Here is an 18971-nt window from a genome sequence, read left to right as displayed (position 1 = left end):
CATGCAACTTGCACCTGAAAAGCTGCGAATTTTGACCTTTCCGCAACGCATCGAAGGCGATCTGCTGTCTGTCAACGCCCTTCTGATGCCAACTCAGCGCCTGCTGAACGCGACGGCGCCTTTCCCCAGTCAGTTGAACCCCGGGGCCAACATTCAACTGCCGAATTTCATTGCGGTGACACCAAAACTGGAACTCCGGGCAGTGAAAGGGCTGAGCTCGTATCCTTTCTCGGACGGCACCGTCCTAGCCGCGGAAGGCGTCACGGTGCAAGCCGTACCCGCTCCGTTCGGGGTCCCGCCGTCTCTTCCGGTGCTCTATGAAGCAATGGCGTCGCAGTTCAAGCTCGACACCTCTCTGGCCACAAAAGGAGCCGGCGCGCCCCGCGCCGACAGCGACGGCATACGAAAGTACCTGCCGAAATCCTATCGGACAGCCTTCAATTTCACACTGCCCCGCACCGAATTCGCCAAGACCGACGACAGCTACCATTGCGCGATCCGAAAGTCCCCGGCTCCCGACCCGACTTTCAAGCAATCCACCGACGATGTGACCTGGGGCCGGGTCATCGCCTTTTGCCTGCGCCAACCCGACCTCGCCGCCCGGGTTGGTCTACTCTACCGACTTACCCTTCCGATGGGAGACCCCGAATACTTCAAGGACGGCGGCTGGGTTTACTTCAATCTTCTCAACCCGGCCGACTATGGGATTGGCGTTTCGGCAGAACTCAGGGAATACGCCGCTCGAATCCCCGCTATCGATTCGCCGCGCCAGCTCTTTGCCCCGCTGCTGTTCCCAGTCGTACCTGGTCCTGCCCAGCCCAATGGCAACTTCGATACGCTGAAGATCGAAGCATCCGACTATGACGACGGCTTTGCCAAGATTGTCCACGCGGCTCAGCCCGTCAGCGCCAATCTGCTCGATGAAGAGCCCGGCGGTCTCCACGTCCAGAAGGACATGGGCATCCGCCTCGGCTGGGACGATGAGCAACTTCTCATCTGGCAGAACCGTCAGGTACTCTCCGATCCCACAACTCCCGGCGCGCGCATCGATGCACCGCTTGGCGTCTTTACCTATCGCCTGGATGTGCGCACGAAGAATCAGGCCGACTGGAGCTCGCTGGTCCAGATTCGTAACCGCAAACAACTAACGCTCGCCGGTCAATCAGTCAGTCCCGCGAAGACGCCCCTCGAAACCGGGGTTCAGGTCTATCCCGTAAAAATCAACGCCGGAATCGACACCGCCTACTGGCTGCCCAGTTACTTCACGCAATGGTACGGGCCCTCCCTCGTGTTGCCGGATACGCAGGCCGCTCAACTGGATGAGAGCGGCGCGCTCGCCAATCCCGGGAGTTACCACGACGCCAATATTCCGGCCCGTCCGGATCAAAAAGGCGATCTCTATGAGCCGATCCTTCCCAAAAACGTCGAGCTGAAATACGGCAAAGAATACGAGTTTCGCGTTCGCCTGGGCGATCTTTCCGGCGGCGGCCCCCTCGCGACCGACAAGGAACTGAACGATGCGCCAGCTACCAGTTCCTCCATCGTCTTCAAACGCTACGTCGCGCCGAAACAGCTGGAGGTCGTTCCAGAGGACCCGCAGCTCGATTCCAACACCACCATCTTTTATGAGGGCGATACGTTTGGCGTCTCGCGCCCGCGTCTAGGTTATCCCGCGCTCCTCTTCACGGAGATGGACAGCAAGGATGCTTTTCAGAAGCTGCTCGATGACAAGGCCTTCCTGCACACCGGCAAGACCGGAAAAGAGACCATTAAAGAGCAGCGTGAAGTCAGTTACTTCGATCCCGACGTTGACCGCATCCTGGTCGTCGTCGAATTGAAGACCCTCCTACTCGATAATCTGGCCTCGCTGAACCAGCGCGAAGCCTTTATTCCTCTCTATACCACGTTCCGCGACTTCCCGAATGATCCCGAAGACATCTTTACCCTGCAACTCGAATATCGGGACGCCAACGTCATCCAGTTCGGCAACAAGATCGATCTGGGCGACCTGAACCTCTCGCAAGCCGACATCGATAATGGCGTTTCGATTGTTCTGCCTACATCGCGCGACGTCCGCATCACGTTATATCCGGTTGCCTCGGACAAGGCGGATTCACCGGAGTACTTCGGATTCGCAACAACGCAATTTGGCGATTCATTCGTGCGTACCGGCGAGCCGGTTCAGTTCTTCGTTCGGCAAGACGCGCAGGCAGAGCGGAACTTCTTCCGGCGCGACCTGGAATCCAGGCAACTCCAGGCGATTTACCTGCAACCCGATCCTCCGCAGGTCAACAACCCGGAAAGCGTCGTGGCGTTCGCCGTAGAGGGCAAGGAGATGAGCCAAAGCACTTTGATGCAGCGCCTCGCGACCCAGCTGGGTGTAGACTTCAAAGGCCTGAGCCTGATCGGCAGACCCGGCGAGCGCACCCAGTTCGGCTGCAGCGGCCGGATTCGCAACACCATCGCGCCTGACAATTCATCGCTAACATTTGCCACGCAGGGCGAGCTTCTGAATCACTGGTTGTGCGTCACGTCCTTCACCATCGAACGCGACTGGACCTGGGATGGGTTGAGTGAAACCGGCATCACCGTCAAACGCCACAAGCAGTTCACCGGTGAAGCCGCTACCGTCGTTGATGAAACCGTTGGTTACATACAACTGAAGAAAACAGCGAGTCGCGTTGCCACCAGCAACCCCGACCGCAGCCACGCCCGCATCATCTTCATCGATGCCGTCGAGCCGAAGAAAGATACGACTTTGGCATCGACTCTCGCTCACCCGTTCCCCAACACGATCGATGTGTCGTACACCCTGGTGCCCAACTTCATCGCCGCTGTAGATCCGCAATCGTCCATCGACGAAACCACGAACCGGGACGTGCAATTGCCGGTGACCAGCATTCCTTCGCAGGTATTGGAAGTGAAGGCCGCGGGGATCGCGCTTTCGCCCTACCGGCACAACGCCGCCTACTCGGAGACCGCCGTTCGCCAGCGCTATCTCTGGCTGGAATTTTCCGAGCCGGTCAAAGATCCCAACGACAGCTGTTTCGCGCGCGTCCTGACCTACTCTCCCGATCCGTTGCTGACGTACCCCAGTCCAGATCAGTTGTTGGTTCGCCAGGACGACCCGCCACTGGCCATCGATCCCGAACTGATCCGCGTCATCACCAAAGGCCACGGCAACGACAACGCGGGAATCGACGCCATGCAGCCCATGGTGGGGGAAACCTCCAATCCGGACCTCCCGGCTATCAAGGTCAGCCCGGTTCATTACGTGCTCCCGCTGCCTCCCGGGCTGCACAATGAATCCGGGGAGCTACTCGGCTTCTTTGTTTATGAGTTGCGCGTCGGTCACACCGACCTCATCTGGTCGACGGCGCAAGGACGATTCGGCCATCCGACCAGAGTGAATGGCGTGCAGCACCCCGCTCCGCCGCTGAAGTGCCTGGTCGACCGGACTCCTGCCGGGCTCTCGGTGACGGCACAGTATGCGCCCGCCTTGTTCGGAGGCCGCAACATCGCCAGTCGGCCGCCGAAAACCGAGATATGGTGCATGTTGTACGCCCAAGTCCAGCAAGCCGACGCCAAACAGGCCCGCAATATTCTGCTGGCGGAAGCCCGGGCCGAATACGTGGATGCCTCCCGACAATGGAATGTATCGACGTTCCTGAAACTCCGATCCGGTCTGCCTGCGCAGGTTGCCAACAGCGTCGATGTGAATCTCGACGCTCCTGCAACCGGCATTGCCGCATGGTCCGAAGACGAGATTCAGCAACTACTCGGTCAATTCTACCTTGGTCGCACGACGGGTGTCAGCGTACTGGCGGTCGAGATGATGCCGCGCTACGACCAGTACATTATCTTCGGCCACGAGACGGATACCTCCGTTCGTCCCCTTTCCCAGCAACTGGGCCAATACCGCATCCTACGAACTTCGCCTCTGGTGGCCGCCCCGGAGATATGTTGAGGTTCACACATCGGCAACAAATCCTCGGGTGTTCATCCCCCTAGAGCATGATGGGTCGCAACGGCCTCACCGCGTCCGTACCTGCTCCTGCTGCGCACCGCTATCCGCCGGTGGACTAGCAAATTCAAGAAAGCAACGTCGACGAGAAAAAGTTTTCCTAAGACGTACGACCTGGCAAAAAGCGATCGAAGCAGCCGCGGCCCCAAACCCTATCGCGGTCATCTTCGCTGGCCGCGGCTCGTACCCCCGACATCGGCAATCTTTACCGTGACAGTGAAGAGCCTACCAAGCGGCGAGGACTGCGCGGGATCGACCAACTTTGCGACAGCCGCGGCACATCCGAGCATTATGCGTCCAATATGGATCTGCACAGCGTCCATTCCAAGACAACAGCGGAGTCTCTCAGGGTGCGACCAGTTTCTTGCGGATGGCGTAGCGGACCAGTTCGGCCGTCGACGACATCCCGAGCTTGCGCATGGCCGACGCACGATGGGTCTCGACGGTCTTCACGCTCAGCTTCAAAATGGTGCTTATGGACCTGTTGGTATGTCCTTCCGCAATCAGCTGGACCACGCTCTGCTCACGCGACGTCAGCAGCATGTCCGATTTGTTCAGCTTGTTGAGCTGGTAGTCATGGAGCAATTTCTCCAGCAAAACGCTGGTGAAATAGGGTCTGCGGTCAAGCAGCGCCTCGATCGCGGAAATCAGGTGTTTCCTTGCATCCGACTTGAACAAGAAGCCACGAACGCCCGCCAGAATGGCTTCCGTCAGCAGTTCTTCATTTTCATGCATCGTCAGGATCAGCACCTCAGTGCGAAGACGGAGCGACCTGAGGCGGCGGCCGACCTCCAGCCCGTTCATGAGGGGCATCGAATAGTCGACGATCACGATGTCCGGCCTCGTCTCCAAGGCCAATGCGACGGCCTGCTCGCCGTTGGTCGCTTCCCCGACAACGATCCAGTCGGAGCGCGTTTCAACGATCGCGCGAAGTCCGGAACGCACGACCTCATGATCATCCGCAATCAAGACGCGTTTCACGGCCTCATTCTCGTTTTCCGGCCGCAATCGATCGAGATCAGCGGCGGCCGCAAAGTCGGACGATCATACCGATCGCGGTTCGAGGCGTTATCCTGCAAAACCCTGAGATGGCCCCGGCGAATGTATCGAACTGGCGGCAACCGCCGTCATGCCTCAACCAGTCGTGCGCGGACGGCGTATCTGACGAGGCCTGCAGTTGAATTCACGTCCAGCTTGCGCATCGCAGCCGCCCGATGCGCCTCGGTCGTCTTGACGCTGAGGTTCAGGATCGCACTGATACCCTTGTTACTATAGCCTTCAGCAACCAGTTTGACGACAAGCTGCTCGCGTGGAGTGAGCCCGCGGTGCCCGTCCGCATCGCCCCCCGGTCCGCCATTCAGCTCATTCCGGCAGCTTTCGGTACAGAACCGCTTGTGCACCAGAAGCGAGTCGACGGCCGCCAACAGCAATTTGTTTGCGTCCGATTTGGCCAGGAATGCGCGTGCACCGGCCTCGAACGCCTGCTGGGCGAGGAGGCCGGAATTGTGCACGGTGAAGATCAGGACCTCCGTCTGCAGCGGATATTCCCGGATCCGCCGCGCAACCTCCACGCCCGTCATTCGCGGCATGGAGAAGTCGACGATGGCGACATGAGGCCGGTTTTCGATTGCCGCGGTCAGCGCCTTGCTGCCGTCGTTCGCTTCGGCGACCACCTCCCAGTCCGCGCGCTGTTCGAGCACCGCGCGCAAGCCCGATCGCACCGCCTCGTGATCGTCCGCGATAAGAAAACTTTTCATGGCAGAGCACTCCAACGTCGTTTACACGGCGGCTCGGCCTGAAACACGGCCGTTTCCATCTGCCGCCGGTGATCAGTGTTCTTCTTCCCTCATGGTGTGCCTGCGTGGGCTCTCGTGACGGTGGGGGCCTTTCGCCGGCCGCGCCTGTTTGCCGCCAGGCTATGCGGAAACACCGCGCACAGGACGGTGCCGGAGCGCAGCGTTGCCGAGGCGGAGCTGATGTCGAGCGAACCTCCGATCTGCTCGAGTCTTGCCCTCATCGCGGGAATTCCAACGCCGATCGAGATTGCCCTGGCGCCCTGCTTGGCGGGGTCGGCCCAAAGCCCGCGCCCGTTGTCGCTGATCGTCAGCCGGAAATGGCTGTCAGTCGCGTCAAAGACGATCTTCACCTCCGTCGCTTTCGCATGGCGAAATACGTTCGTGAGGGCTTCCTGGATGACCCGCAACAATGAGCATTGCGTCTCGTGAGGCAGGCGATCGACGTCGGATACGATCCGGGTTGCGACCCCCAACGAGGTGCGCGCCGCGAATCCGCCGGCGTATTGCTCGATCGTGGCTTTCAACCCGTCGATCGTCAGGTTCTGCGGGTGCAGCAGATAGGCAAAGGCACGGATCTCCCTGATTGCCTCATCGATCGACGCATCGATCTCGTCGCAGAGCCGCTCGGCCCCGACCGGATCGCCGAGGTTAAGCCTGATCCGCATCAGGCCAAGGCTCGCAGCAATCAAATGCTGACACGTCGAATCATGGAGATCGGACGCAATGCGCTGCTGGATATCCTCCTGAATGGACACCAGACTGAAGCCCATATGGGCGTCGTCCATTGCTCCGGCGGCGTTTTCGAAAGCATCCCTGCGCGCGACGCGATGGCCGCCGATGAGCCGGACCACGCCACCGGCCGCGGGGTCCACGACCGGAACCACGGTCGTCTCCATGTTCTGCCGTTGGCCGCCAAACGCGAGGGGATGGCGAATCCTGACCTCTGATCCTTCTGCGAGGCACGCGCGAAGGGCCTCACAGACGGACCTGGCGTCGTCACTGCTCATGCAGCTGGAGATATCCATCTCCCGGATGTCTTCCGACGAGATCCCGAGATGGGACTCCAGCGCCGGATTGATCCCCTCATAGACGAAGCGCCCTCCGGGCAAAGGGCGGACTGCGAAGAGCAGATCGGTTGAGGACATCCAGTACAGGCGGTCGCTGGCTTCTTCCGGACCAAGTCGCAGCCACCCTTTGACGCTGGTTCGATTCGGTTCGCGGGCTGGAGAGCTATGTGGCTTCACTGTACGCGCTCACTCTTCTCGAGTGACGCCCGACGTGGAAACTCAAGATATTGAAGCTCGATAGATTGAAGCTCGATATATTGAAGCTCTACATCGAGAGTCGCCGCCCGGCGGCGTAGGATCAGACAACGCGCGACCTTGCGGTCGAGCCACTATACACCTTTGGGTGAATTGCACCACAAGGTAGTATCGTCACCGGATTGAAATCTCGAATCTGTGAGATGAGAGCCGGACGCAACGAATATGCAGTTTGTGCCCGATCGTTCTAGCTGTGAAAACTCAAATGCAAGACAACAGATACTAAAGTGCGTTAGTGGCTCTTGTCGCTGCTCGCGCCGCAACGGCGCGCTGCCGTGAGACGCGGGTTCCCACGGCCGAGCCCACTCGATCCGCCTAGTAGTCCACCGCGTCCCTGATGATCGGGCAGGTCATGCAATGACCGCCTCCCCGGCCCCGCCCCAGTTCCGCACCGACGATGGTGATCACCTCGATGCCTTCCTTGCGCAGCAAGGTGTTGGTGTAGGTGTTGCGGTCATAGGCGTACACCACGCCCGGGGACGCGCAGACCAGATTGGCGCCGCTGTCCCACTGCGTCCGCTCGCGCATATAGGCGTTGCCGCCGGTCTCGACCACGCGCAGCTTCTTCAGGCCAAGGGCTTCGGCCACGACATCCACGAACGGCTTTTCGTCCTTCCGCAGTTCGAGGCCGGCCGCATTGTTCGCCTGCCGGTAGGAGAAGGCCGTGATGTTGTTGACGATGTCCGGATAGAGCAGCACGCAATCGCGATCGGCGAAGGTGAACACCGTATCGAGATGCATCGCGGCGCGGAGCTTGGGCATGGCGGCCACGATCACGCGCTCAGCCACCTTCTCCTTGAACAGGGCCGCCGCAACCTGGCTGATCGCCTGCCGCGAGGTGCGCTCGCTCAACCCGATCAGGACGTTGCCCTTGCCGATCGGCATGACGTCGCCGCCTTCCAGCGTCGCGAGACCGTGGTCCCGCGTCGGATCGCCCCACCAGACGTTGACCTTGCCGGCGAAATCCGGATGGAACTTGTAGATGGCGGTCGCGAGGATCGGCTCCTCGTGCCGGGCGGGCCAGTAGAGCGAATTGAGCGTGACACCGCCATAGATCCAGCAGGTGGTATCGCGCGTGTACAGCGTATTGGGAAGCGGCGGCAGCAGATACTCGGTCATGCCCGCCGCCTCGCGGACAAGCTTCAGCATCTCTCCGCCATGGGCGTCCGGGAAGTCATGGGTCGAAACGCCCCCGACCAGCGTTTCGGCGAGATCGCGTGGCTTGAGGCTTTCGAGATAACCGCGAAGCTCGTCCACCAGGCCGAGACCGACCTGGTCGGGGACGACCTGATTGTCGAGGATCCACTTCCGGGCCTCGGGGATCGCGACCGTTTCGGTCAGCAAATTGTGCATCTCGACGACTTCGATACCGCGGTCGCGCATCTTTTGCATGAAGTCGAAATGGTCACGCTTGGCGTTATCGACCCACAGCACATCATCGAACAGCAGGGTATCGCAATTGGATGGCGTGAGGCGCTGATGGGCGCGGCCAGGCGAGCAGACCAGGACCTTCCGCAACTGCCCGACCTCTGAATGGACACCAAAGGGAATCGAAGTGTCCGATGCCTGCTTTGCCATGGGAGTTCTCCCGGGAGTTGCCCTGCCTAGATGGTGATGTAACCGGTGGCCAATCCGTGGATTCCGACAGCGGCGCCGACGGCGGCTGCGATGAAGATGCCCCACTCGACTGCCGAGAAGACCCTCGCCTTCTGTTCCAGGCGCGCCCAGAAATAGAGTGCCGTGCCAGGCGCGTAGAGGATCAGGGACAGCAGCAGGAACTTCATTCCGGCCGCATAGATCAGGAATAGGGTGTAGACGACTGCGATGCCGGTAAAGATCATGTCGCGGGTTCGGTCACCGCCGCTCTTCTCGTAGGTCTCGCCGCGCCTGGCGAGCAGAAGGCCGTAGGCTGCGACCAGGAAGAACGGAATGAGTGACATCACGCTCGTCAGATTGAGCATCAACGCGAACGCATCCTGCGACCAATACGTGCTGATGACGAAGAGCTGAACGATCACATTGGTGAGCCAGAGCGCCGCAGCCGGCACCTTGTTCGCATTTTCCGTGCCGAACAATGCGGGCATATCCTTGGTTCGCCCAGCCGCGGAGAGCACCTCGGCGCAGATCAGCGACCAGGCGAGATAGGCCCCTAACACCGAAACCAGAAGTCCGACGCTGACGAAGATCGCGCCCCAATGCCCGACAACTGCCTCCAGCACCGTCGCCATCGACGGCTGCCGCATGCCGGCGATGTCGGCGCGGGGAAGCACGGCATAGGGCAGCATGGTCACGAGCACCATCAGGCTCGTCACGATCGCAAACCCGAAAATGGTCGCAGCGCCGACATGCGCGCGCTCCTTGGCGTAGCGCGAATAGACGCTGGCACCCTCGATGCCGAGAAAGACAAACACCGTGACAAGCATGGTGGCACGGATCTGCTCGAACAGACTCTTGTCCGGCATGCCCTTGCCGCCCCAGAAATTGGCGCCAAACAGGTCCGCCTTGAATGCAGTGGCCAGGATGACGATGAAGACCAGGATCGGCACGATCTTGGCGATGGTGACGATGGTGTTGATTGCGGCCGCCTGCTGGACGCCGCGCAGGATCATGAAGTGGAACAGCCAGATTCCGATCGAGGCGACGATAATCGCGGTCACCGTGTTACCATCCCCGAAGACCGGAAAGAAAGCGCCCAGGGTCGACTTGATCAGGACCCAATAGGATACGTTGCCGATGCAGCTGCCGATCCAGTATCCGAATGCCGACAGGAAGCCGGGATAGTCGCCAAACCCCTCCTTGGCATAGGCGTAGACGCCGGCATCGAGCTCGGGCTTTCGCTCGGCCAGCGTCTGGAACACCCGCGCAAGGGTGTACATGCCGCCACCGGCAATGCACCAGGCAAAGATGGCGCCGAACGGACCGGTGGCGATGCCGAAGGTTCTCGGCAGCGAGAAGATGCCCGAGCCGACCATCGAGCCGACAACCATCGCGGTCAACGCGAACAGCGAGAGCTTTTGGAGTGATGGTGTCGCAGCCATACGAAGACCCCGCGGCAGGCGCGTGCGCAACATTCGGGCCGTTCGACTTGCCCGGCAGACTGCACCATGCGCCCTGAACGGAGCCCGGAATATCAGGTGATTACCTAGTCGAGGGTCAGGATTCCCCCTCGCTGGAAACGGCCACTCAAGACGACGATGGAGCGGAAGCCCCCTTGTCCCCGAACCAGGTCACGTACAGCGTCGGCAGGAAGACCAGCGTCAGCAACGTCGCAACCAGAAGGCCACCCATGATGGCGACGGCCATCGGCCCCCAGAACACGGTTGGAGCAATCGGGATCATGCCGAGAACGGTCGACACCGCCGTCAGCATGATGGGACGGAAGCGCGAACTGCTGGCATCCACCGCCGCCTCCCACGGGCTCTTGCCCTGCGCGCGCTCCGCATCGATCTGGCTGATCAGGATCACGGCGTTCTTGCTGATCATACCGAGCAAAGCGAGAACGCCGAGAATGGTGACGAAGCCCATGGGTCTGCCCGAGAGCAACAGCGCGGCAACGACACCGATCATCCCGAGCGGCGCCACGCTGACGACCATGAATAGCTTCGGAAAGCTCTGCAACTGGATCATCAGAATCGTGAACATGACGAACAGCATCATGGGCACCACGGCGAGAACCGACGCCTGCGATTTCCGGCTCTCTTCCACGGTCCCACCGACGGCCACGCCGTAGGATGCAGGAAGCGTCGCCCTCAGCTTGTCGATGGCGGGCGAGAGAGCGTCGACCACCGTGTCCGGCAGCGTTCCACCGCTGATGTCGGCACGCACCGTCAGGGTCGGGACACGGTCGCGTCGCCAGATCAGGGGATATTCCTGCTGATATTCGAACGTCGCAAGCTGGCTGAGCGACACCGTCCTTCCGCCGGGCAGCGGCACCTGAAGCGTCCGCAGGTTGGTGAGCGAGATGCGCTGTTCATCGATGGCCCGGGCCACCACGTCGACCAGATAGATGTCGTCGCGGACCTGGGTCACGGTTGCGCCTGATATCACGGTGTTCAACACGCTCGATATCGCCTGCGAGCTCAGCCCAAGACGACGGGCCTCATCCTGATCGACGCGAATGCGCAGCTGCCGCTCCGGCTCCATCCAGTCAAAATTGACGCCTTTGGTCCTGGGATCTGTGGCAATGATCTGCCCAACCCTGAGCGCAGTCTCGCGGACGCGTTCCACATCGGGCCCGGTCACGCGATATTGCAGCGGCCATCCGACCGGGGGGCCGAGGCCGAGCGGCGCAACCGACGACACGGCACTCGGAAACTCCTCCGCGAGAAGACGCTCCAGCTTTGCGTGCAGGCGCTCGCGCGCTGCAACGTCCTTTGCCACGACAACAGCCTGCGTGAAGAAGCTGTTCGGAAGCTCTGCGTTGAGCGGAAGGTAGAAGCGGATTGCACCGCGCCCCACATTGGTGCTCCAGTGACCGACGTCCGGATCGCCGACCAATGCCGCATCCAACCGTTTCGCTGCCGTCTCGCTGGCAAAAATCGACGCATTCTGCGGCAGGCTGATATCCACAAGCAATTCGGGCCGATCGGACGCCGGAAAGAACTGCTGCTGGATCAGCGGAAACGCAAGGACGGACGCCACGAAGAGCGCCAGCGAGATCGCGATCGTCAACCACTTGGCGCGCATCGCAAGCGTGAGAAGATTCCGATAGAAGCGGAATATCCTGCCGGGCGCAGCGGAGCTCTCCTGCTTCGGCGGCACAAGAATGACGACGCCCAGCAGCGGCGTGAAGATCACGGCAACGAACCACGACACCAGGAGCGCGATCGCGACCACCGCAAACAGCGAGAACGTGTATTCGCCGGCCGAACTCGCGGCGAAACCGACCGGAATGAAGCCGGCGATCGTCACCAGCGTTCCCGCCAGCATGGCGAAGGCATGGCTGCGGTAGGCGAACGTCGCAGCCTCGACCTTGCTGGCGCCTTGTGCCAGCCGATTGAGGGTTGAGTCGGTGGTCGTCATCGCATCGTCGACCAGCAGTGCGAGCGCGATGATCAGCGCGCCCAGCGATATCCGCTGCATGTCGATGCGGGCCATCTCCATGATCGGAAATACGATGGCCAGCGTCAACGGGATGGCCAGCGCGATGATGAGGCCGGGACGGAATCCGAGGCTGATGAAGCTCACGACCATGATGATGGCGATCGCCTGCAGGAGCGACGTCATGAATTCGCCGATCGCGCTTCCGACCACAACGGCCTGGTCGGCGACGAGACTCGGCTCGATTCCGATCGGGAGGTCGGCGGTGATCCGCGCCATCGCGTTCTTGATGTTCCTGCCGAGCGCAAGAATGTCGCCGCCATCGCGCATTGCGATCGCGAGCCCGACCGCCGGCTGGCCGTTGACCCGGAACATCGGCTGCGGCGGATCCACGTAGCCGCGCCGCACCTGCGCGATGTCGCTCAGGCGAAGTGTGCGACCGCCCGCAACAAAATTAACGCTGGCGATGTCCTGCTCCGACTGAAAGCTGCCGGACACCCGGATGGAAATGGTTTCCCGGCCTGTCTGGATCGTGCCCGCGGGCCGGACTATATTTTGCGATTGCAGCGCGGCGAGCAGAGTCGACCGGTCGATGCCCAGGGTCGCAAGCTCCTGCTTGGAGAATTCGACGAAAATCACCTCGTCCTGTGCGCCGAGCAGCTCGATCTTCGACACGTCCGGGACCTGGAGCAACCGGGAACGGATGTCCTCGACATAGTCCCGCAACTCCCGCTGGGTGAAGCCATCGCTGGTAAAGCCGTAGACGATGCCGAACGTGTCGCCGAAGTCGTCATCGAAGCCCGGACCGATAACCCCCGCGGGCAGCGTGTGGCGCATGTCGCCGACGCTCTTCCTGACCTCATACCAGGTATCGGAGACCTGCCTCGCGTTCGCGCTGCCCTTCAGGTTGACGAAGATCGTGACGAGACCTGCCTGGGTGAAGCTGCGCAGGAAGTCGAGATGAGGCGTCTCCTGCAATCGGCGCTCGAGCCGTTCCGTCACCTGCTTCATCGTCTCTTCAGCCGTTGCCCCCGGCCAGGCCGCCTGAACCACCATGGTCTTGATGATGAAGGAGGGATCCTCGTTTCGGCCAAGCCGGAAATACGCCAGGCAACCGGCGATCACGGCAACGATCATGACATAGACGACGAGCGAGCGATGCTTGAGCGCCCATTCGGAGAGGTTGAGTCCGGTCATGGCCCTGACCCGAGCACGCGCACCTTCTGGCCCGGATGAATCGCCTGAACGCCCGCGGTGACGACGACCTCCCCGGCATCCAATCCCTGCGAAATGATGACCTGCGCCTGGTCGAAGCGCAGGATATCGACATTGCGCGCCGAAACGAGGTTGGTCGAGGGATCGACGATCCACACGGCCGGCTGTTGGTTGATCCGCGTCAACGCGCTTGCCGGTATGTCGATCACCGGTCCGGAGCTGGTTTCGACGCGTCCATTCACGGTCGCACCGAGACGCATCGCGGCCGGCGGATCCGTCAGGCCGACCTTGACCTCGAACGTGCGGGTAACAGGGTCAGCTTGCGCCGCGATCTGACGAATGCGGCCTCGCGCCGTGACCTTCGGATCATCCGTCAGGCTGACGGTGACCTGCATATCGCCTGGCGCCGCTCTGACCATCTGGGCAGCAACGTCGAAGACCGCGTCGCGGCCGTCCTGTCTTGCGATCCGCGCGATCATTTGCCCGGCCTGAACGACCTCGCCGGCAGCCGGCCCTGTCGCGGTGATCTTGCCCGGCGCGTCGGCGCGCAACTCGGTGAAACCGACGAGGTCGTGCGCAGAACTTAACTGCGCCTCCGCCGCCTCGACCTGCGACTGGGCGGTCTGTCGTGCTTGCGTCGCCGCCTCGAAGTTGGCCCGCGTTGTCCACCCTTGTGCCAACAGGGTCTCCTGGCGTTCGTAATGGTTGCGTGCCTGCGTCAACTGGCCCTGCGCAGCGGAAAGAGCCGCCTTCGCCTGCCGCAATGCACTCAGCTCGTTCTGAGGCTCCAGTTGTGCCAGCACCTGCCCGGCCTCAACCCTGTCACCGATCTTGGTGTCGTTCGCAATCAGACGTCCCGCGATCCGGAAGGCGACGCTCACTTCGTCTTCAGCTTCGATGCGACCTGTGAAGGTCAGCGGCACCAGGCTCTCGCGCTTTTCGATCGTCGTGGTCCGGACCGGACGCGGGGGCGATTCCTTCGTTTCGGTTTGGCGTCCGCATGCCGCCAGACTCAGCACGGACAAGGCTACCATCAGCGTCAACGCGAGGACTTGCCGAGATGTGGTTCGGCGGCCGTGCATAGCCATGTGCCCTTCGAGTTCCGGAAAAAATGTGGCCGGGCAGCTCGGTTTTCCCGAGGTTGCGATTTCGCAGCATCGCTCCCCTGCATTCTTGTCCAAGGGATCGGCCGCACACATCGGTAAATCTACCCGGTGTGGCCGGATGCAATCGCGGTTGCCGCGGAGTCCAGACGCGGGCAAACGACTGGCCCATCCGCAAACAACGCGTCCGGCAGAGCTCTAGGGAATTCCCGCCCCCCGATCAGGCGATCACCCGATATCGCCGGTCCTCTCAAGAGCGCACCGTTTTGTGCTCAATAACAGGATCCTCAGGGAGACGAGATGTGCGTGCGCACGTCACAGCCGGAGTTCCCTGGTGGAGCGCGGCTTCCCGAGCGGCATGGTTTCTTTGCCTCTGGCTCGTGCTTGCCGGCGCCGCCCTCGATGATATTCCTGCTGCAATCATCGCTGTCGCCGCGGCAACCTGGACAAGCCTGCGTTTGCTGGAGCCTGGCACCGCACGGCCCTCGCCTCGCGCCATCTGCCGTTTGACGTTGCTCTTCATGTACCACTCCGTCGTTGCCGGAGCGGATGTCGCAAGGCGCGCACTCGATCCCCGGCTGCCGCTGCGCCCGGGATTTGTCGCGTATCCAACCGGTCTGCCGCGTGGCCCGCGTCGTAACGTCTTCGCAACGCTCACCAGCCTGCTGCCAGGCACCGTGCCGGCCGGAGGGGACGAAGCGCAGATCCTCTATCACTGCCTCGACGTCGAACAGCCCGTGGTTGAGGAGCTTGCCGCAGAGGAAGTTGCCTTGGTTCGAGCGCTTTACAATGACTGAGTTTCTGACAGCCGCGGTCGGCTTCGTCCTGGCAATGCTGGCACTTGGGCTGGTGTCGATCCTGCGTGGTCCTGGAGACGCTGACCGCATGATGGCGACGCAGTTGATCGGGACCGGAGGAATTGCGGCACTGCTGCTGCTCGGCACCGTAGCGGATGTACCCGCCGCAATCGACGTCGCGCTGACTTTGGCGCTCCTCGCCACCTTCGCTTCCATCGCGTTCGTCAAGAAGGGGCTTCCCCGGTTCGAAGCCGACGGGACCGCATCAACGGAGGGCGAATGAGCCTCGTGCGCGACATGATAACGATTGCGGCAGTGTCGGCGGGCGCGTTCTTCTTTCTGGCCGGTACCGTCGGCCTCCTTCGCTTTCCCGATACGCTGACGCGCCTGCACGCGCTCACCAAAGCGGACAATCTCGGCCTGGGTCTCGTCGTGCTCGGATTGCTCCCGCAAGCAGGGGGGCTTCGCGACGGGCTGAAGCTGGTCAGTATCTGGCTGCTCGGACTGCTCGCGGGGGCGACGGTCTCGCAACTGATTGCGCGTGCTGCGCGCCATGGCGAATCGACCAGATGAGCATCGCGACGGTCTTCGAAATCGTGCTCGCCGCGGTCGTGCTGGGCCTCGGCATCTGGACAATCGTCGTGCGTGAGACCTTTTCGGCGACAGTCGGTTTCGTTGCTTATGGACTGCTGGTGGCTCTCATTTGGGTGCGCCTCGACGCTGTCGACGTCGCGCTGACCGAGGCCGCAATCGGCGGGGGGCTTGGTGGTGTGTTGCTGTTGGGCGCGGCCGCGCGATTGCGGGATGCCGACGTGATGGCGGCGGAAACGCCGGGTAAGGTCGTGCGGGCGAGCGCGGCAGCCCTATCGGTGCTCACGACCGCGGCGCTGGCCGGCGCGGTCCTGCTGTTGCCCGATCCGGCTCCGACGCTTGCTCCGGCTGCTGTTGCCAATGCCTGGGCAACAGGTCTGTCCAACTCCGTCACCAACGTGCTCATGGCGTTCCGCGCAATGGATACGATGCTCGAGAAGGTCGTACTCTTGCTGGCCATTATCGGCGTTTGGTCGCTTGCACCTGACAGCGCCTGGGGCGGCCGTCCGGGACCGCGCCACCAGGCCGATCCAGATGGCGTTCTCGCCTTTCTTGCACGGCTGTTGCCGCCGGTCGGCATTGTCGTCGGGATCTATATCCTCTGGACCGGCGCCGACCACCCCGGTGGAGCATTTCAGGGCGGCGCGATTCTCGCGTCCATGTGGCTGCTGACCATCATTGCCGGATTGGCGGACACGCCGCCCGTGAGCCGTCGATGGCTACGGTTCATCCTCGTTGCCGGGCCCTGCCTGTTCCTGGTCGTCGGCCTCGTCGGCCTTCTGTTTGGCGCCGCATTCCTCTCCTATCCGCCAGCGCTGGCCAAGCCACTGATACTTGGGATCGAGGTCGCCATGATCCTGACGATCGCGGCAACCCTCGGCCTGCTGCTCGCCGGCGCACCGGAGCGGAGCGCGAAGCCATGAGCGGCACAACGGTGTTCGGATTGTGCGCTGCTGCCGCGGTCGGACTTGGGCTCTACGGCCTGATCACGAATCCGCAGCCGCTTCGCAAGATCATCGCCTTCAATCTGCTCGGCAGCGGCGTATTCCTTCTGTTCGGCGTCGTTGGACGGCGGGGGGCAGCAGCGGGTCTCGGCAATGATCCGGTGCCCCAGGCTTTGGTGATCACCGGGGTCGTCGTCGCATTTTCTGCAACGGCTCTCGCGATTGCCCTGCTGCTGCGGCTGTTCAAGGCCGCCGGCTCTGCCACACTCAGTTCCGCGCCCATGCGCGCCGACCCCGATCCGTCCGGTGACTGATGCTGCCCCCTGCCACAGTGCCGGATGCGGTGACGACCTCATGCGGATTCCTGCTGGTGCTGTCGATCGCAGTCCCGGTCGCAGGAGTCTTGCTGGCCTTTGTGCTCGGCGATCGTTGGGTCCGGCTTGTCGCGTTCACGATCATCCCGATCGTCCTGGCGATTGTCGCGGCTACGGTCCTGGTCCTGCCGCAGAGCAAGGGCCCCCTCGTCTATCTGCTGGGCGCCTGGACGCCCCCGTTGGGCGTCGCGCTTCGTGCCGACGGATTGTCAGCAGTGATGCTCGCGGCAACCGCCGTCGTGATCTCTGCAGTCTCCGTGTTTGCGGTTGCCGATTTTCGTCCCACGGCGGCCGAACCGCGTGCACCATTCGCGTTCTGGATCCTGCTGCTGGCGATCTGGGGGGCGCTGAACACGATCTTTGTCGGTGGAGACCTCTTCACGCTTTATGTTGCCCTGGAATTGCTGACATTCGCCGCGGTGCCGCTGGTCTCGCTGGATGGCCGCCCGGAGACACTGCAAGCGGCGCTACGGTATCTGCTGTTCGCATTGCTCGGCTCCGTGCTCTACTTGCTCGGCGCGGCACTCCTCTATGGCCGCTATGGCACATTGGATATCGTGTTGCTGTCGTCCCGGATCGGAGCAGAGCCTGCCTCGCTCGTCGCGGCGGCATTGATGACATCAGGTCTTCTGGCCAAAACCGCGCTCTTTCCGCTGCATCTCTGGCTGCCGCCTGCCCACGCAGGCGCGCCAGCCGCCGCCAGTGCGATCCTGTCCGGCCTTGTCGTGAAGGGATCCTTCTTCATCATCGTGCGGCTCTGGTTCCAGGTGATGCCCGGGCTGCTTGGTTTCGCGGCCACGCAACTGCTCGCCGCGCTGGGAGCGGCGGCGATTGTGTTCGGAAGCGTTCTTGCCTTGCGCCAGGAGCGACTGAAGCTCCTGATCGCTTATTCGACGTTGGCCCAGATCGGGTATCTCTTCCTGATGTTTCCGCTTGCGCTCGACGCTTCGGGGTACCTCGAGAGCGGCGAGGCCCTGGCGGGCGGCCTGCTGCAGGCTGCCTCTCATGCCACCGCGAAGGCGGCGATGTTCATGGCCGCCGGATCGATCTACGCCGGGCTCGGCCATGATCGCATCACGGGGCTCCACGGTGTCGCGCGGGTCCTGCCCCTGAGCGTCCTGGCCTTCGCTGTCGCCGGCATCGCGCTGATGGGCGTACAGCCGAGTGGCGCGTCGCTCGCGAAAGACCTGTTGCTTCAGGTTGCGACAGAAACCGGACAGTGGTGGTGGGCGGTCGTGCTCCAGGCGGGCGGCATCTTCACAGCCGCCTATGTCGTGTTGGTCCTGGCTCATGCGCTGGCGTCATCTGACAAGTCAGTTACGTTGATTGGCCCGGCATCGCGCCCTCGCGACATCGCAGCGCTCATCCTGGCGCTCTGCTCGCTATTGCTCGGCCTCGTGCCCTGGGAGCCGTTTCTGCCGGTCCCATACGATTCGACGTCAAGTCTCTTCGGCCCCGGGACGTTGTTCAAATTGCTCTTGCCGGTCCTGGGGGGCGTGGTCCTGGCAATCCTGCTCAGCCCCTGGCCGCATCCGCTTGCGTCTTCGGCGCGCTGGAAGGTCGCCACCAGAGTGCTCGATCCATTCCGACGCATTTCCCTTGCGTTCGGCAGCCTTGTCGAACGGGGCAACAGCGTACTCTGCGAATGGCCTGCGGCAAGCATCTCCCTTCTCGTGCTGGCGCTGCTGTTTGGCGCGTTGATGCTTGTGGCCACGTAGCGGGCACACACATGGGCCCAAGAACTTGGGCCAAGAACGGGTCGAGA

The 18971-nt window shown here is 62.1% G+C and carries 14 protein-coding genes; 7 read left to right on the top strand and 7 right to left on the bottom strand.

What is annotated here, in order from left to right; translation table 11 throughout:
• Nucleotide 1: 1 nt before the first annotated feature.
• A complete protein-coding gene (locus FXB40_RS16340) occupies nucleotides 2-3967 on the top strand; it encodes a hypothetical protein (RefSeq protein ID WP_148773210.1) in 3966 nt (1321 codons plus the stop codon).
• Between the two features lie 402 nt (nucleotides 3968-4369).
• Here the strand turns inward: FXB40_RS16340 and FXB40_RS16335 are convergent, their stop codons facing one another.
• The 7 genes from FXB40_RS16335 to FXB40_RS16305 form a co-directional block, all read right to left on the bottom strand.
• Nucleotides 4370-5005: a response regulator gene (locus FXB40_RS16335; RefSeq protein ID WP_148773209.1), complete on the bottom strand. Its 636-nt coding sequence runs from the start codon at nucleotides 5003-5005 to the stop codon at nucleotides 4370-4372.
• Between the two features lie 146 nt (nucleotides 5006-5151).
• Complete coding sequence (locus tag FXB40_RS16330; protein WP_148773413.1) at nucleotides 5152-5781, bottom strand: response regulator; 630 nt, start codon at nucleotides 5779-5781, stop codon at nucleotides 5152-5154.
• An 89-nt stretch (nucleotides 5782-5870) separates the two neighbouring features.
• Nucleotides 5871-6965, bottom strand: a complete 1095-nt coding sequence (locus FXB40_RS16325) for a sensor histidine kinase (RefSeq protein WP_283812915.1) — start codon at nucleotides 6963-6965, stop codon at nucleotides 5871-5873.
• 492 nt (nucleotides 6966-7457) lie between these two features.
• On the bottom strand, nucleotides 7458-8720 hold the full coding sequence (arcA, locus tag FXB40_RS16320; protein ID WP_148773207.1) for an arginine deiminase: 1263 nt from the start codon (nucleotides 8718-8720) through the stop codon (nucleotides 7458-7460).
• 26 nt (nucleotides 8721-8746) lie between these two features.
• Nucleotides 8747-10180, bottom strand: coding sequence for a basic amino acid/polyamine antiporter (locus tag FXB40_RS16315; protein ID WP_148773206.1), 1434 nt, complete (start codon nucleotides 10178-10180; stop codon nucleotides 8747-8749).
• A gap of 145 nt (nucleotides 10181-10325) precedes the next feature.
• The gene (locus tag FXB40_RS16310) at nucleotides 10326-13379 is read right to left on the bottom strand and encodes an efflux RND transporter permease subunit (protein WP_148773205.1); all 3054 of its coding nucleotides are present in this window, start codon (nucleotides 13377-13379) and stop codon (nucleotides 10326-10328) included.
• Nucleotides 13376-14431, bottom strand: coding sequence for an efflux RND transporter periplasmic adaptor subunit (locus tag FXB40_RS16305; RefSeq protein ID WP_430647508.1), 1056 nt, complete (start codon nucleotides 14429-14431; stop codon nucleotides 13376-13378). The genes FXB40_RS16310 and FXB40_RS16305 overlap by 4 nt, the downstream gene beginning before the upstream one ends.
• Nucleotides 14432-14802: 371 nt before the next feature.
• Here FXB40_RS16305 and FXB40_RS16300 point away from each other — a divergent pair, with 371 nt between their 5' ends.
• The 6 genes from FXB40_RS16300 to FXB40_RS16275 are packed head-to-tail and all read left to right on the top strand — an operon-like array spanning nucleotide 14803 to nucleotide 18924.
• Nucleotides 14803-15297: a Na+/H+ antiporter subunit E gene (locus FXB40_RS16300; RefSeq protein WP_246207645.1), complete on the top strand. Its 495-nt coding sequence runs from the start codon at nucleotides 14803-14805 to the stop codon at nucleotides 15295-15297.
• A complete protein-coding gene (locus FXB40_RS16295; RefSeq protein ID WP_148773204.1) occupies nucleotides 15290-15580 on the top strand; it encodes an MrpF/PhaF family protein in 291 nt (96 codons plus the stop codon). Before FXB40_RS16300 ends, FXB40_RS16295 begins: the two co-directional genes overlap by 8 nt.
• Entirely contained in the window at nucleotides 15577-15870 is a 294-nt protein-coding gene (locus tag FXB40_RS16290) for a monovalent cation/H(+) antiporter subunit G (protein ID WP_148773203.1), read from the top strand. Before FXB40_RS16295 ends, FXB40_RS16290 begins: the two co-directional genes overlap by 4 nt.
• Nucleotides 15867-16811 carry an MnhB domain-containing protein gene (locus FXB40_RS16285; protein ID WP_148773202.1) on the top strand — a complete coding sequence of 315 codons (945 nt, stop codon included), beginning with the start codon at nucleotides 15867-15869 and terminating at the stop codon, nucleotides 16809-16811. The genes FXB40_RS16290 and FXB40_RS16285 overlap by 4 nt, the downstream gene beginning before the upstream one ends.
• Nucleotides 16808-17146 (top strand): NADH-quinone oxidoreductase subunit K, encoded by a 339-nt coding sequence (locus FXB40_RS16280; protein WP_148773201.1) that lies wholly within the window; start codon nucleotides 16808-16810, stop codon nucleotides 17144-17146. The genes FXB40_RS16285 and FXB40_RS16280 overlap by 4 nt, the downstream gene beginning before the upstream one ends.
• Entirely contained in the window at nucleotides 17146-18924 is a 1779-nt protein-coding gene (locus FXB40_RS16275; protein WP_148773200.1) for a complex I subunit 5 family protein, read from the top strand. Before FXB40_RS16280 ends, FXB40_RS16275 begins: the two co-directional genes overlap by 1 nt.
• Nucleotides 18925-18971: the final 47 nt, after the last annotated feature.

Origin of the sequence: Bradyrhizobium rifense, assembly GCF_008123425.1 — a bacterium.
GTDB classification, from domain to species: domain Bacteria; phylum Pseudomonadota; class Alphaproteobacteria; order Rhizobiales; family Xanthobacteraceae; genus Bradyrhizobium; species Bradyrhizobium rifense.
Note: the sequence above shows the minus strand (reverse complement) of the source record. Positions and strands in the feature narration are given on the sequence as shown.

What these genes read in the sequence shown, in the direction of transcription:
- FXB40_RS16340 (WP_148773210.1), top strand. Translation starts at nt 2, where the DNA reads ATGCAACTTGCACCTGAAAAGCTGCGAATTTTGACCTTTCCGCAACGC.
- FXB40_RS16330 (WP_148773413.1), bottom strand. Translation starts at nt 5,781, where the DNA reads ATGAAAAGTTTTCTTATCGCGGACGATCACGAGGCGGTGCGATCGGGC.
- FXB40_RS16325 (WP_283812915.1), bottom strand. Translation starts at nt 6,965, where the DNA reads ATGTCCTCAACCGATCTGCTCTTCGCAGTCCGCCCTTTGCCCGGAGGG.
- arcA (WP_148773207.1), bottom strand. Translation starts at nt 8,720, where the DNA reads ATGGCAAAGCAGGCATCGGACACTTCGATTCCCTTTGGTGTCCATTCA.
- FXB40_RS16315 (WP_148773206.1), bottom strand. Translation starts at nt 10,180, where the DNA reads ATGGCTGCGACACCATCACTCCAAAAGCTCTCGCTGTTCGCGTTGACC.
- FXB40_RS16310 (WP_148773205.1), bottom strand. Translation starts at nt 13,379, where the DNA reads ATGACCGGACTCAACCTCTCCGAATGGGCGCTCAAGCATCGCTCGCTC.
- FXB40_RS16305 (WP_430647508.1), bottom strand. Translation starts at nt 14,431, where the DNA reads ATGGTAGCCTTGTCCGTGCTGAGTCTGGCGGCATGCGGACGCCAAACC.
- FXB40_RS16295 (WP_148773204.1), top strand. Translation starts at nt 15,290, where the DNA reads ATGACTGAGTTTCTGACAGCCGCGGTCGGCTTCGTCCTGGCAATGCTG.
- FXB40_RS16290 (WP_148773203.1), top strand. Translation starts at nt 15,577, where the DNA reads ATGAGCCTCGTGCGCGACATGATAACGATTGCGGCAGTGTCGGCGGGC.
- FXB40_RS16285 (WP_148773202.1), top strand. Translation starts at nt 15,867, where the DNA reads ATGAGCATCGCGACGGTCTTCGAAATCGTGCTCGCCGCGGTCGTGCTG.
- FXB40_RS16280 (WP_148773201.1), top strand. Translation starts at nt 16,808, where the DNA reads ATGAGCGGCACAACGGTGTTCGGATTGTGCGCTGCTGCCGCGGTCGGA.
- FXB40_RS16275 (WP_148773200.1), top strand. Translation starts at nt 17,146, where the DNA reads ATGCTGCCCCCTGCCACAGTGCCGGATGCGGTGACGACCTCATGCGGA.